Raw genomic sequence first — 16920 nt, forward strand, 5'->3', positions numbered from 1 at the left:
ATGAAAAATGTTGTATAAAAATTTGGTTTTTCAAAATGGTGTCCTTTAATGCTTCTAAATACGATCAGTTAGCTAGTAGCAACGGAGGCTGTAATGGCAGGCGAAAATAACCAAAACAACCAAAATGAAGATCTAAATGACGCGGTAGAACAAACGGACACGAACGACGCGGGTACGCTCTCCCAACAGCAGAATCAACAAAATCAACAAAATACAATTTCCACAACAATAGCGACAGGTGCTGAAAACACGGATGCAGCAGACGAAGTTAACCAAGCCTTAGACGACAATCCGAGTGGTGCAGGTAATGCCGAGGATGAGTCGGCGTCTGGTGGTGCTGTGCAGGAGGAAACTCCGGAAAGTGGTAGCGATTCGGATGTTGCCCAATCAAACGTTGTTGATAGTACTGTTTCGGATGCGGGTGATGAGGGGACAGGTGGTAGTGATGGTGGCTCTGGTGCGGGAGCTCAAGCTGTTGGGGGTGATAACACAGAGGCTGCGACAGGTGGCGCAGACGCAGAAGGTAATGACGAGCAAGGTCAAGCTGTGAGTACGTCTGCAGCGCCGAGTGCGACTTCTTCTGAGTTGGGTGACCAACAAGTCGGTGATGAGCTCGATTCACAAACAGTAGAAGAGACATTTGCAGTTGATGTTCAAGCTTCTGACGAAGAGACCATCAGTGAAGTAGAAGATGACTTTGATTCTGAAACGGTAAGTGAAACGTTCAAAATCCAAGTCGAAAGCGAAAACGATGCACCAGAAGCTGAACAAGATCTGGCTTACATCATGGATGAAGATGGTTCCATAACATTCACTCAAGAACAATTACTCGAATACGCAAGTGATGTAGATGGGGATGAACTTGTTGCTTCTAATGTTCAAGTCGGTGCTGATGCAACCGTTCAAGACAATGGTGATGGTACTTTCACCGTTGTTCCTTCAGCTGACTTTAATGGTGAACTTGACCTTACTTTCGACATCAGTGACGGCCAAGAAACGATTAGTAGCGCAATTGATTTAACGGTACGTCCGATTAATGACGCGCCTGTTCCTGAAGATAAAACGTTTGAAATTGAAGAAGATGGCACGTTAATCTTTACCGACGCCGACCTATTAACCGGTGCGACCGACATTGAAGGCGACAACCTAACGGTTGAAGGTGTGACCTACGATGGCGGCGACGGTATTCTTACTGATAACGGTAATGGTACTTACACCTTTGCTCCGAATGAAAACTTCAATGGCGACGTAAACTTTGGTTTCGATGTCTCAGACGGTACCGATACAGTATCAGCAAACATCGATGTGAGTGTTACTGCGGTTGATGATGCGCCAGTATCGGGTGACCTAGCGTACTCAATCGATGAAGACGGTTCGATTCGTCTAAGCCAAGAGCAATTGCTTTCTCAAGCCTCTGACGTAGAGGGCGATGACCTTACGGCTAGCGGCCTAACGGTTGGTGGTGATGCAACGGTTGTAGCTAACGATGACGGCAGCTTCACCATCACGCCAGATGAGAACTTCAACGGTGACATCGATATCAGTTTCGATATCTCAGATGGCACCAATACGGTTCAAGCATCAGCTGACCTAACCGTTAACCCAGTTAATGACCTGCCAGTCCCTCAAGATCAACAGTTCAGCGTGGAAGAAGATGGCACACTTATCTTTACTGATGCTGATCTATTAACAGGCGCAACGGACATTGAAGGTGATAACCTAACGGTTGAAGGCATCACTTATGAAGGCACTGATGGCGTACTGACTGACTTGGGTGAGGGCTCATATAGCTTTGCGCCAAACGAAAACTTTAATGGTGATGTGAGCTTTAGCTTCGATGTGTCAGACGGTACCGATACCGTGTCTGCAAACATTGATGTTAGCGTGACTCCGGAAAATGATCCTCCAGTTGCGGGCTCTACTTCTTACACCGTAAATGAAGATAACTCGATTACTATTTCTGATGCACAACTATTGGCAACATCTTCAGATATTGAAGGTGATGTATCGATAGACAGCGTGACTTACTCTGGTAGCGACGGTGTCCTTGAAATCAATGGTAACGGCACTTACACCTTCTCGCCAAATGAGAACTTCAGCGGTGAAATTGCACTGGATGTGGTTGTTGCTGATGAAGATGGTGCTACCGACGCGACGACTGCGGGCATCAATGTTCTTGAAGTGAACGATCCGCCGGTTGCAGGCCCAACGTCTTACACCATTGATGAAGACTCAGTACTGACCTTCAGTGAGTCTCAAGTGTTGCTTAATGCCTCAGATGTAGAAGGGGATGTTGAGCTAGTTGGTATTAGTTACGATGGCCTTGATGGCATCTTCTCAGTAAATGGTGATGGCACTTGCAGCTTCGCTCCAAATGAGAACTTTAATGGCCAAGTTCAGCTTGATGTCACCATTCGTGATGAAGACGGTGCAGAGGTTGAAACCGTCATCAATGTTGACGTATTACCAATCAATGATGCGCCAGTATCCGGTGATTTGGCTTACAACGTTAACGAAGACGGTTCAATCACACTGAGCCAAGATCAGCTGTTGTCTCAAGCGTCCGATGTTGAAGGTGAAGACCTAACCGCAAGCGACTTAACGGTAGATGGTAACGCAACAGTAACCGCCAATGAAGATGGTAGCTTTACCATCGTTCCAGATGCGAACTTCAATGGTGACATTGATATTCAATTCAATATCACTGATGGTACTGACACGGTACAAGCAACCGCCGATCTTACTGTTAACCCAGTCAATGACTTGCCAGTACCTCAAGATCAACAGTTCAGTATCGCAGAAGACGGTACGCTGCAATTTACAGATGCCGACTTACTTACCGGTGCCACCGATATTGATGGCGACGACTTAACCGTTGAAGGTATTAACTATACAGGTGGTGATGGCGTACTGACCGACCACGGTGATGGTACTTATACCTTTGCGCCAAATGAAAACTTCAATGGCGATGTGAACTTCAGTTTCGATGTGTCTGATGGCACAGAAACCGTCAGCGCTAACATCGATGTGAGTGTGACGCCTGAGAACGATCCGCCAGTTGCGGGTTCAACCTCGTACATGGTCAACGAAGACAACGCCATCACAATATCTGATGAGCAACTGCTAGCAAACTCTTCTGACGTTGAAGGTGCCGTGTCGGTTGATACTGTGACTTACAGTGGCACTGATGGTGTGTTCCAAGATAACGGCGATGGCAGCTATACCTTCCTTCCTAACGAAAACTTCAGCGGTGATATTAGCCTTGACGTTATTGTTGCCGATGAAGACGGTTCGATTGATGAAACCACTGCGGGCATCACCGTACTAGAAGTGAATGATCCACCGGTTGCGGGTCCAACGTCATACACCATTGACGAAGATTCGGTTCTGACGTTCAGTGAATCTCAGATTCTTGTGAATGCTTCGGATGTCGAAGGCGATGTAGAGCTGGTTGGCATTAACTACGATGGCTCAGACGGTATCTTCGTTGTAAATGGTGATGGGACATATAGCTTTGCACCCAACGAAAACTTCAATGGTCAGGTGCAATTGGGTGTGACCATTCAAGATGAAGATGGCGCAACAGTTGAAACCGTCATTAACGTTGATGTATTGCCAATCAATGATGCGCCAGTATCGGGCGATTTGGCTTACACCATCAATGAAGATAGCTCCATCACGCTAAGCCAAGAGCAATTGCTAGCACGAGCCGGTGATATCGATAGCGACAACTTAGAAGCTATCAATCTATCTACTGATGAAAATGCGACCATCCAACACAATGATGATGGCAGCTACACTATCACACCAAACGCAGATTACAACGGTGACCTAGATCTGAACTTCGATATCATCGATAACGATGGTGGTTCAGTTCAAGTTGGCCTAGACATTACCGTGAATCCGGTTAATGACTTGCCACAAGCGCAAGATCAACAGTTCACGATTGAAGAAGACGGTACGTTACTCTTCACCGATGCTGACCTGCTTGCAGGAGCGTCGGATATTGATGGTGACGAGCTGTCGATTGAAAACGTGCTCTACACAGGTGCAGATGGTGTTCTTAGCGATAATGGCGATGGCACATACAGCTTCGCGCCAAACGAGAACTTCAATGGTGATGTTCAATTCTCGTTCGATGTCTCTGATGGTACTGATTCAACATCCGCTGTTATTGATGTCAGCGTGACACCAGAGAACGATCCGCCTGTTGCGGGTAGCACGTCTTACACAGTTCATGAAGACAACTCAATTACCATCAGCGATGAGCAGCTTCTAGCTAACTCTTCGGATATTGAAGGTGATGTTGCCGTTGATAGCGTGACTTACTCTGGCACAGACGGTGTCTTTGAAGACAATGGTGACGGCACGTATACCTTCTCACCAAACGAAAACTTTAACGGAGAAGTTAGCCTTGATGTTGTCGTTACCGATGAAGAGGGCGCAACAGAAGCGACCACCGCGGGCATTACTGTACTTGAGGTGAACGATCCACCAATCGCAGGCTCAACCAGCTACTCAGTCAACGAAGACGAAGTGATCACCATCAGTTCAGAGCAACTGTTGGCGAACGCTTCAGATATCGAAGGTGAAGTGGCGATTGATAGCGTTAACTACACAGGTTCAGACGGTATCTTTACCGACAATGGTGACGGCACATTCAGCTTCGCACCAAACGCTAACTTCGATGGCGATGTCAGCCTTGATGTTGTCGTTACTGATGAAGATGGCGCAACCGTAGCGACCAACGCAAGCATCGATGTTCTGCCTGTTAACGACGCTCCGGTATCGGGCGACTTGGCGTACAGCGTGGACGAAGATGGCTCAATTATCTTGAGCCAAGAGCAATTACTTGCTCAAGCGAGTGATGTTGACGGCGATGACTTAACCGCGGCTAACCTAACCGTTAGTGGTGATGCGACAGTTACAGCAAACGATGATGGTAGTTTCACTATCACGCCAGATGCTAACTTCAATGGCGACATTGATTTGAACTTCGACATTACCGATGGCGATGCGACGCTTCAAGCAACGGCTGACCTAACGGTTAACCCAGTTAATGACTTGCCAACAGTCGGTGATCCACAATTTGTGACTCAAGAAGACACCAGCTTTACCTTCACACAAGAGCAACTTCTGCAAAATGCAGGCGACATTGATGGCGATAACCTATCGGTTGAAAATGTCGCTTCAGATAGCGGGACTTTGGTTGATAACGGCGACGGCACTTACACATTCGCACCGAATCAAAACTTCGACGGCAATGTAAATGTGACCTTCGATGTGAATGACGGTACCGCGACAGTACCAGCAGAAGCGACCATTGATGTTCAATCTGTGGTTGATATGCCAGAGCTGTCGATTGCTTCTGACCTAGTGATTGCTTCAGACAACTTCGAGTCTGGCTCAAACGGTTGGAATACTGGTACTGAAAGCTCACAAGGCTTCGAATCTGGTGACATGCTAGGTCGTATTGGTGGCACCGGTGGCGAGGAGGCCGTAAGCAAAACTTACGATATTCCAAGTGATGTGAGCGAAGTTAATATCTCGTTCAACTTCTACGAAATTGACTCTTGGGATGGTGAGTCGTTCCAAATCTTTGTCGGTGGTGAAGAGCTTACCTCGTTAGATAACTCAGCGTTCCGTACCGAAGATGGCACGACAACGTTGTACGATTCAGCGGGCAATGAAGTCGGTGAAGTCGTTCACGGCGTATCGCAAGGTGAAGGTTTCAGTGGTTGGAACGACCAAGCACACCAAATCAACCTAACGGTATCCGTTGAAGACGGCCAACTTGAATTAGGCTTTGGTTCAACATTGAATCAAGAGGTTAGTGACGAGTCGTTTGGTATCGATAACATCGAAATTACCGTATCTGACGCGGATTACCAAATCATTGGTACTGAAGATACACCTGTACCACTTGATATTGATGCCGCTCTAACCGATACCGATGGCTCAGAAAACCTCGCTATCTTGATTGAAGATGTGCCAGAAGGCAGCTCATTTTCTGCAGGTACTGATAACGGTGATGGCACTTGGTCATTGCAACCTGACGAGCTAGAAGGGCTAGAGTTTATCCCTTCAGTTGACTTCAATGGGGATGTGGTTCTAACCGTTAATGCGACATCGACGGATGTTGATACGGGCACCACCGCAACGGCAACACAAGATGTGACGATTCACATCTCGCCAGCGAACGATGCTCCAGACGTTGACGGTGATATTAGTGTCGTGACAGCCGAAGATAACAGCATCACGCTAACTCAAGAGCAGTTGCTAGAACATGCTGTCGACATTGATGGTGATGATCTATCTGCAATCAACCTAACCACTAATGATGAAAATGCGACCGTTCAAATGAACGACGATGGCAGTTTCACCATCATACCGAGTGAAAACTTCAACGGTAATATCGAATTTAGTTACGATGTCACCGATGGGGAAGATAGGGTTGCTGCTGGTCTAGACTTGACGGTAACACCTGTCAATGATGCGCCAGAGCCGCAAGACCAAGCATTCACTATTGGTGAAGATGGGGTGCTTAACTTCACTGACGCTGACCTGTTAACGGGGGCAACGGATGTTGAAGGTGATGACCTAACAGTCGAAGGTGTGACATACACGGGCGCAGAGGGGGTGTTCACCGACAATGGCGATGGCACTTACACCTTTGCACCGAACGAGAACTTCAATGGTGATGTGAACTTCAGCTTTGATGTGTCAGATGGTACGGATACCGTTCAAGCCAACATTGATGTGAGCGTGACGCCTGAGAACGATCCACCAGTATCGGGTGACTTGGCTTACTCAGTGGATGAAGATGGTTCAATCACGCTAAGCCAAGAGCAACTGCTGGCTCAAGCATCGGATGTGGACGGCGATGATCTGACCGCTGCCAACCTAACCGCGGGTGATAATGCGACGGTTACGGCAAACGATGATGGTTCATTTACTATCACTCCTGATGCTGACTTCAACGGCGACATCGACCTAAGCTTCGATATTTCCGACGGCACTGCGTCGATTGTGGCGAACGCCGATCTGACGGTAAACCCAGTCAATGACTTACCAACGACATCTGATGTTTACGCGAACGTTGATGAAGACAACGTCATCACTATCACGCAGGAACAGCTACTTGCGAATGCCGCTGATATTGAGGGCGATGACCTTGTCGCTTCCGACTTAACCTTAGTGGGTGACGATGCAACGATTGTCGATAATGGCGATGGCACGTTCTCAATCACTCCAAGCGAAAACTTTAATGGCTACATTGATGTTGCCTACAGCATCAGCGATGGCGACACTCCAATTGCCGCTAACTTAGGCTTAACCGTTGACCCAGTTAACGACGCACCAATTGTTTCTGCTGATGTGGCGATAACCATTGAAGAAGATGGTTCATACACCATTACTCAAGAAGAGCTCCTACAATTCGCGACTGACATCGAAGACGATGACATGACCGCAATTATTGGAGAGCAGGGCGATGAAACAACCGTAACCGGTACAGTGTTGGATGCTGAAACCAGTAATCCAGTGTCTGGTGCGGAAGTCACCTTGACCGACAGTGCTGGCAATAGCTATACCACAGTAACGGATGATTCAGGAAACTACTCTGTTGCAGGTTCAGTCGTTGACCAAGGTACGGTAACCATTGAGCAAGATGGTTCAATTACCAGTAGCTTCCTTGTCCCTGCGGGCGAAGATGTGAATGGTGGCGTAACCGCTATATCGGAAGTACTTGAGGAAACCGATATGCGTATCGTGGTGACTTGGGGTGAAAACCCTCGAGATATGGATAACCACTTATGGCTATACGATACAGAGAATGGCAATGAGCTAGACCATATTAACTACCGCGACATGAGCCACGATTTGGGCGAAGGTAATGTCGTTCAGCAAGATGTTGATGACACAAATGGTGGCGGTCCTGAAACCATCACCATTCCAAACTACCAAGACGCTGACATGCACTATTCAGTACACAACTACACCGACAGAAGTTGGGATGTAGAGGGTGTTGAAGATGTACGAGTTCAAGTGTTTGTAGGCGATACATTGGTTGAAACCTTCAGCCCAGATTTATCTGATAACCCATCAGGTGACCACTGGCATGTATTCGATCTCGTGAATGGCATCATTGTCCCGAGCCAAGATGTCGGCACTCAAAACGCGTTCGATTTGCCAACGGCAGAAGAAGCGTTAGCGAATGAAAACGGCATTGATATCTCTGAATTGCTAACCGGCGATGAAGGTGATGACTCTGGTGATACGGGGGGTAACGAACCAAGTGTTGGAGACATCTCAATTGAGAATGCGTTTATCACTGACAATGGTGATGGTACTTACACCATTACACCGGAAGAGAACTTCAATGGTGAATTCTCGATTAGTTACAACGTGGACGATGGTAACGGTGGGGTTACTCCAGCGGAACTGGATGTGACCGTAACAGCAGTTAACGACCTTTCTGTTATTTACGACCACAACTACACCATTAATGAAGATGGTTCGTTGACCTTTACTGATGAACAGCTCTTGGCTGGTGCAACGGATATTGACGGCGATGATCTTTCTGTCGAGTCGGTTAACTACGAAGGCACAGACGGTGTGTTCACGGATAATGGCGATGGTACTTACACCTTTGCGCCAAACGAGAACTTCAATGGCAACGTCGACCTAACTTACGATGTGAGTGATGGTACTGATGTTGTATCGGCGAATATTGATGTTCAAGTTGTTCCAATCAATGACGTACCGGTAGCGGGTGCTACAACTTACAGCGTTGAAGAAGATGGCAGTATCACCCTAAGCGATGCACAACTTCTGGCGAATAGCTCGGATGTTGAAGGGGAAGTGTTTGTCAGCGATGTAAGCTACAGCGGCACTGATGGTGTATTCACTGATAATGGTGATGGTACTTACACCTTTGCGCCAAACGAAAACTTTAACGGTGACATCAGTCTTGATGTTTCTGTTATGGATGAAGATGGCGCAACCGCTGAAACAACCGCAGGTATCGACGTCATTGCTGTTAATGACTTGCCAGTTGCAGGTTCAACGACTTACAGCGTTGACGAAGATAACGTGATTACCATCAATGAAGCGCAGCTTCTTGCGAACAGCTCAGACATTGAAGGTGATGTATCCGTTAGCGACGTTTCCTACTCAGGCGCAGACGGTATCTTCACTGACAATGGTGATGGTACTTACAGCTTCGCACCAAATGAAAACTTCAACGGTAATGTCAGCTTAGATGTCACCGTTGCAGATGAAGACGGTGCAACCGATCAAACGACTGCGGGTATTGATGTTATCGCAGTCAACGATCCACCAGTATCAGGTGACTTGGCTTACTCAGTGGATGAAGATGGTTCAATCACGCTAAGCCAAGAGCAACTGCTTGCTCAAGCATCGGATGTGGACGGCGATGATCTTATCGCTGCCAACCTGACCGCGGGTGATAATGCGACGGTTACGGCAAACGATGATGGTTCATTTACTATCACTCCGGATGCTGACTTCAACGGCGACATAGACCTAAGCTTCGATGTTTCAGACGGTATCGAGACAGTCCAAGCCGGCGTAGACCTAACCGTTAACCCAGTGAATGACATCGCGGTGGTAGAAGATGTCGCTTACACCATTGAAGAAGACGGTTCATTGACCTTTACAGACGAGCAACTGCTAGCGGGTGCTTCTGATATTGATGGTGATGAGCTTTCAGTTGCCGACGTGTCTTACACGGGCGCAGAGGGTGTGTTCACCGACAACGGTGACGGCACTTACACCTTTGCACCGAACGAGAACTTCAATGGCGATGTCAACCTTGGCTTCACAGTGACTGATGGCACTGAGACAGTCGATGCTAACATCGACGTAACGGTAACAGACGTTAACGATGCACCAGTGGCAGGCGCAACGTCTTACCAAATGAACGAAGATGGCACCATCACATTGAGCCCTGAGCAGTTGATTGCTAATAGCTCCGATGTGGACGGTGAAGTGTCGCTTGATAGCGTGAGCTACTCAGGTGCAGATGGTATCTTGGTTCAAAATGAAGATGGTTCGGTAACGTTCGCACCAAACGAAAACTTTAACGGCGACATCAACCTAGATGTGGTTGTGACCGATGATGACGGTTCGACTGCAACAACAACGGCAGGTATCCAAGTTCTGGCTGTCAACGATGGACCTGAATCTGAGGATGTGAAACTAACCACGGCCGAAGACAGCACCATCCTTATCACACAAGACATGTTGTTAGCTCAAGCGACCGACATCGATAACACCGCCGACGAGCTGTCAGCTTCGGGTCTACAAATCGACCCTAGCTTGGGTGAGTTGCTAGATAACGAAGACGGTACTTGGTCATTTACGCCTAACGAAAACTTTAATGGCGATGTGCCAATGACGTTTAACGTTAGCGATGGCCAAGAGACTATTGCAGTCGACGGCAACATCGATGTTACGCCAGTGAATGATGCACCTGAAGCGCCAACCATTGAAATGCAAGGCGAAGAAGATGTGGTCATGGTGATTGACCCAGCTTACATCGCGGGTCAAGTCACAGACCTTGATGGCGACGAGATCAGCATCGAGAGCATCACAGTACGAGCACCAGCGAACGCGACCTTAACTCAGCAACCAGACGGCATGTATCACTTAGTGACGACGCAAGACTTCAATGGCTTAGTCGAACTGGGTTATCAAGCGACTGACGGTGAAGAAGTGGTTGATGGCTCGCTGAATGTGGATGTCATTCCGGTTAACGACGCACCGTTTAACGTCGGCAACGCAATGATGACCACCAACGAAGATGGCGCGTTCACCTTCGATGCTGGCGACTTGATGAACTTGTTTGGTGACATTGATACCGCTGATCTTGTGGTTTCACGCATTATTACCGCAGACGGTGAAGATGGTGGCGAAGTAACGGACAACGGTGATGGAACTTGGACATTCACGCCAACAGGCGACTTCGCAGGGGTTTCTGACCTACAAGTTGTCGTGAGTGACGGTGAGTTTGAAACGGTTCTTGATGTTCCTGTGTTCGTACGTTCTGTCGCAGATGGTGCGGTTATTTCAACTGACCATGACGGTCCATTAGTGTTCGGTGAAGATGAAACCGGTCACTTGGGACTGAACGTTGGCTTAGTCGATGATTCAGAAACACTGAGTAACTTGGTGATGACAGGTTTCCCTGTTGGATTCGAGGTAACCGATGGTGTGAATACTGTGATGATCACCGAACCGGGTCAATACATAGACTTGTTCGATTGGGATATCTCAAACATTCAAATGACGCCGCCTGAGAATTTCCATGGTGAGTTCTTTGTAACCGTAAGTGCAACAACGGTTGATTACGGAGATGAGCCGGAAGCGTTTGAAGATGGCATCGATACGGGTGATTTCGAAACTGTGGCGGGTGATTCCATCATCCTAACAGCGGACGACCTAATCGGATTGGCTGAGAATGTGGATGCAGGCAGCGATGATGAAGTGAAACTGGTTCATCTTGCTGACCGCAGCCAAGGTGAGATTGTCGATAATGGCGATGGCACTTGGACCTTCACACCCGCTCCTGGCTTTACGGGTGAAGCAGACATCGCTTACGTGGTGGATAAAGATGGCGTACTTCATGATGAGCAAACAGGCGTCGTCGTCAAAGAAGGCGACTCACAAGAGAATGCAGCACCAGAAGTTAACAGCATTACGACGACGGAAATCGCAGCGGATGCCACCTTGTCGTTCTCCGATGAAGACATGTTAGCGAACCTGAGCGATGCAGAAGGCGATAGCTTGAGCATTGAGTCAGTAAGCTTGATGGAAGGTCAGGGCGTCATTGAAAGCGATAACCAAGGTCATTATCAATTCACACCTGCTGAAGACTACACCGGCGATGTTCAAATTGGGTTTATCGCGACCGATGGCGAAAATCGCATCGAAAGCTTCTTCAATGTGGATATCCAAAGTGGCGATGAAGCAGCGGCGAGCGAAGGTTATACCTTAGCTGATGATGGTTCACTAACTATCACGGATGCACAGCTAGTGGATGAGTTAGGTGTGAGTGATTCTGCACAAGTTGTTGATGTTGCAGACGCGAACGATGCTGGCTTCTTTGCCGAGTCAGGTGAAGGTGAGTGGACTTACTGGCCGAACGAAGACTTCGATGGCAATTTAGCGATGAATGTTGAAGTCAACAACGGCGGTGAAGTATCAAGTCACAGCGTAAGCATCCAAGTAGCCGATGTTTCAGTACAAGGTGATGAACCACAAGTCCAAGCTGTTCAAGCAACAGAAGAGCAACAAGTGCAAGTGGCTCAACAAGTTGATGACCAAGCTCAAGAGACAGAAACGGTTATGGAAGACAGCCCAGCAGATATCACAGCAGCACCGGGGGATACCATCTCTATCTCGATTCCAGATGAGGTGAGTGGTAACGAATCGGTTGATTACGTTGATATGTCTGGCTTACCTGAGGGTGCGACGGTGAGCAACGCGCTGGATAACGGGGATGGTAGCTTCACAATCAGTGGCAACCTAGAGCAGCCTGTATCCGTTGAACTTCCAGAAGGGTACCAAGGTACGAGCGAGATCCAATTCCAAGGTTACGACGAACTGGGTAGCTCAATAGACGGTGCTAGCGGTTCTGTTGAAGTTGAGGTCGATGATCAATACACCATGCAAGGTTCTACGCAAGAGCAGCAACCAGACATGGCGGGTATGGAATCTGGTGGCAGCGACTGGACAAGTTCAGGTGGTCAAGATCAAGGTGTTGACTTCACGGACGACTCTGGAAGTTTCGATTCAGATTCTCAAACTGGAACCGACCAAGGCAACGACTTCGACCAAAGCTCGATTTAAGGGCTTAGTTTTAGTCTAAACCGACAAGTAGATAGGGCAGCGTAACGTTGCCCTGAGCAAAGCCATGTAGAGTGACCTTTGCATGGCTTTGTTATTTGTCGCTGAGATTCATTCTTTGGCTTCAAAAAACTTGAGAATCCACAAGAATGTTCTTAGTTACTATAAGAGAGAGTTAAAAGGGAGTGAGGGCATGTATCGTTATGTCAGTTCACCGCTAGCGTCGAAGTACATCGTGCCACCGCCTCAACATCGAGCGTTGTCGAGTGTGGATGTGCCGGAGTCTGAATTGGAGATGCGAGAAATATTGAATAATTGGTTTGTCGATGGTTTAGCGCCCATTATTGAAAATGAAGATGACGACATCTCTGCGAGCGATTACGTTCGATTTGAAAAGCTTAGCCGCACGGTTGGGATGCTGTTGAGAAACAAAGATTATTATTTTGCGGCGAAACGTATTTTATCGGTGTGGGAACAAGATTGCCTTGAAACCACTTATATTCATTACCTCATTTTACGCAGTGAGCGAGTCACTTCTCTAAGGTAAGTTTATGCTGTGGTATTTGCTATTAGGGGCTTAGGATTCGTGTGCTTACGATCCTTTTGTTTTGTAGATAATCAGGCAAACAAAAAGGGCAAGCTTTGAGGCTCACCCTTAAGGTTCTTTCTTTTACTTAACGTTGTTTTTTTACTTACGTTGTTGTTTTGGCTTAACGTTATTTTCACCTAATATTCAACAGGATTGCGATTTACACCCAACCATCAAATTTGAGTCGTTTTTGAATTCTCTCGACCGCTTCTCTTTGCATCTGTCTAACCCGCTCGTTAGAAACATTCACATCCAACATTTGTCCGACCTCAGACAGCGTTTTCACGTTGTTATCAAAGAAACCAAAACGGTGGATTAACACCTTTTGCAATTTTGGTGGAAGCGTATTGATGATTTCTTCTAAAGCTAGGGTAAAAGATTTATCCTCACAATCTTGTTGAGGAGTCGGGATGTATTCACTTTCGCATTGATCAAGCACCATGGGGGCTTGGCTAGTTCCAACCGTTGTCGTTACGTCAATAAATCCGCTTAACGCCACCAATTGATCGACGCGTTCGGCCTTAACACCAGAACGCTGTGAGAGTTCTGAAATAGAAATCTCTTTGCTCATTTTCTTATTTGCATCGAGTTTTTTTGAGGCGAGGCTGTTTATTTCTTTACACACATGAGCTGGTAAGCGAACGGTACGTCCTGTGTTCATCAGTGCCGCTTCAATGTTTTCGCGGATCCACCATACGGCATAGGTTGAAAAACGATAACCGGGTTCAGGGTCGTATTTGTCGATGGCCTTGATTAAGCCGATATTCCCCTCCTCGATCAGATCGAGCAGAGTGAAATTATGGCCTTTACGTTTTAGGTAACTCTTTGCGATTTTCACAACAAGGCGCAGGTTTGATTCGATCATGACATCACGCGCTTTTTTATCACCCGCGCGATTCAATTTTGCGTAATATACTTCATCTTCACGCGATAGTAGATCGATGCCTACGATATCCTTCAGATAGTGAGCATAAGGCTCTGCAGTAGTCGAAAATGAGTTGTTAATAGGGTTGTCATCCGTGAGCTCCTGAAACGCAGTAAAGCTATCGTTGTTCATTTCCTTGTCCTTATCTAGCCGACTGAACATTTCGCTATAGCGCTATGCTATAAAGTGATTAACACTTGGTTTCATTATAGTGTAGATAACAGTTTCTTCTTTACCAATAAATAAACTGCAATCTTGTATCTTTACTMCGACAAACTTGTTACAAAAGTTTAACCTTTATTGTACTTCATCAAATGGGCGCTGTAGTTATTCAAAACATCAATATAAGGGGGGGACAGTTATGTCTGATGTATCGGTTTATCTGGATGAATGATAAGAACTTATAGATTTGATTGGTGAAATATAGATGCGATCGGCGAAAAATGGGTAGGGAAATTGATAAAGACAATAGCAAGGGTTGAGGTTCAATGTTTTCAAAGTACCTCAACTCTTTTAGCTGTCAGCTGTTAAGTCTCACCACGAACGTTTTAATTTTATCGACTAATAAGTACTAAGAACCTCATTGATTTGCTGGTTAATGATCTTGACTTCATTATAGATAACGGAAAGATCGTTCTCTTGAGGAGCCAGTTTATTGAGTGTGTTTTGCTCAACTCTTTCTAATGCGAGAGTGGCGGTGTCTTCGCCGAAACTGGCCAATATGCCTTTTAAGGTATGCACAGTGAAATGAAGCTTGTCCCAATCCTGTTGTTGAACCAACTCTTCGATCTCTTCTAGCGAATTACCATGATCTTCTTGATAGGTAGACAAAACGGCGTAAATTACGTCTCTGTCGTTATCTAAATAGGCGTTTAAAGCATCAAAGTCTAGCATGTGGACTCCTGTCGGCTGCATGTTGAAAATGGGTTAGGTGGCTTAGTGGAAAAACCATACTGTGATGAATCACTAATCCATTGATTCCATTTTGGCGGAAGTTCTAACTGTAAAAGCTCTTCCAAATAGTCGTCGCTAAGTTTCTCATCTATATGAGCTTTATGGACGGCATATATATAGTCAAGTTTGGCGGCAACGGAATATGGATAACTGTGAATGTAGTCTTTTAATTCCTGGATTGATCCAACGTTTTCAATATTAATACAAGTCGAAGGGTCAATATTTTTAGGCTTCAGTTGGTGGCTTACGGCTTCTCCACGAGATTCAAGGCATTCCATCGCGACGTGATAAAGCGAGTACTCCCCAAAGTGAACGAGCAGTGGTAATAGTTGAATGAGCATGTAACTGGGTTGGCTGTAAAAATTATTTGCCAACAGTGTTGAGGCTCTAATCACTTTTTTGTGGGCAATTTGAGGGTTGTCTTCGATAAGCAATATGATGCTATGAAATAGGGCGAGGCAGGCCTGAACTTGCTGATGTTGTTTTACCGGAAGTTTCAGGTTTACTAACTCTGTGAATTTGTTGGCATGCTCAAGCAAAATTCGTTTGTACTTTGATTGTGTCTCACGCTGATACGCTGATTTTAACGCATTAAAGTGCGCACCAATCGAACGGATGGCATCAATGTCTGCCGCTGAAATGTGCGAAGCATACATCTCACCCAATTTTACGATCATCTGTGTGTTGCTTGCTAACTCGAGCGCCCTGACTGCACGATGGCTGATACTCGGTGTCATCTCAAATGCACGAATCGCCAATTTAAGAGCAGGCTCCAACATCTTATGCTTTTCATAAACACAGCTTAAGCAATCAATAACGTTTAATGACAGCGGCTGGGTAATCAGGTAGTTGTGTAGCTTTTCTATCGCTAAGTTTGTTTTTCCTAAACTGTCTAAAATCAATGCCTCTGCAACTAATTTGGTCGGGTGCATTTTCGTTTTTGAGCTGTTGATGGTCGTTGAAAGCAAATCCCATTTTTTGCCTCCAATTAAGTGTTCAATTAATGTCGCTTCAAACTGAACACTGGTTGTATTTGGTGAGATCGCTAAGGCTTGAGTTAGGCGATCGTAATTGTTGATAGGATATAAATTATGTAACAGGCTGAGCTTGTTTGATGCCGACACGGCACTTTGAATCTCCTTACCTAAAGATTGAGTATTGATCGGCTTAGATACAAAATGGTGTGCTTCACCTGAGAGAGCGGTTAATACCGTTTCTTGACGCATATCCCCTGATACGAGAACCGTGGCCACAGTATGATCGATGAGCCGATTTCGATACAGGATCCCCAAAAGTTCAAACCCAGTAAAGGATTGCTCCAAGTGGTAATCGATGAGAAGTACATGAAAATAGTGCCTCTCGACCGCTTTAATCGCTTGCCGATAGTCGGTCGCGATAGAAATGCAATCATGCGCAATACCTAAGCTTGATAGTTGTTGTTTTATCAGAATAGTTGCACTTTTAGAGTCGTCGACAATTAAAACCCGTAGGTTCGCTGGTAAGGTCAAATCCATTTTCCTCAATACCAAATGCTATTTTTAATCTAGGCGTCAAGTTGCACACTGTCAAGGTGCATATATCA

5 protein-coding genes are annotated in these 16920 nt (G+C 46.3%); 2 read left to right on the top strand and 3 right to left on the bottom strand.

Going from position 1 to position 16920, the window contains the following annotated elements; translation table 11 throughout:
• The first annotated feature begins 93 nt into the window (after positions 1-93).
• Complete coding sequence (locus tag L4B77_RS09365) at positions 94-12873, top strand: tandem-95 repeat protein (protein WP_429750008.1); 12780 nt, start codon at positions 94-96, stop codon at positions 12871-12873.
• 190 nt (positions 12874-13063) lie between these two features.
• Positions 13064-13417, top strand: coding sequence for a hypothetical protein (locus L4B77_RS09370; protein ID WP_372092292.1), 354 nt, complete (start codon positions 13064-13066; stop codon positions 13415-13417).
• A 202-nt stretch (positions 13418-13619) separates the two neighbouring features.
• On the opposite strand, the gene L4B77_RS09375 is transcribed toward L4B77_RS09370, so the two are convergent.
• The 3 genes from L4B77_RS09375 to L4B77_RS09385 all read right to left on the bottom strand — a co-directional run bounded on the left by L4B77_RS09375 (position 13620) and on the right by L4B77_RS09385 (position 16852).
• Complete coding sequence (locus tag L4B77_RS09375; protein WP_429750010.1) at positions 13620-14516, bottom strand: sigma-70 family RNA polymerase sigma factor; 897 nt, start codon at positions 14514-14516, stop codon at positions 13620-13622.
• Positions 14517-14945: 429 nt separating this feature from the next.
• Entirely contained in the window at positions 14946-15278 is a 333-nt protein-coding gene (locus L4B77_RS09380; RefSeq protein WP_261839925.1) for an Hpt domain-containing protein, read from the bottom strand.
• On the bottom strand, positions 15272-16852 hold the full coding sequence (locus L4B77_RS09385) for a response regulator (protein WP_429750013.1): 1581 nt from the start codon (positions 16850-16852) through the stop codon (positions 15272-15274). The genes L4B77_RS09380 and L4B77_RS09385 overlap by 7 nt, the downstream gene beginning before the upstream one ends.
• Positions 16853-16920 lie beyond the last annotated feature (68 nt).

Source organism: Vibrio minamisatsumaniensis, assembly GCF_050337445.1.
In the GTDB taxonomy this organism is placed as follows: domain Bacteria; phylum Pseudomonadota; class Gammaproteobacteria; order Enterobacterales; family Vibrionaceae; genus Vibrio; species Vibrio artabrorum.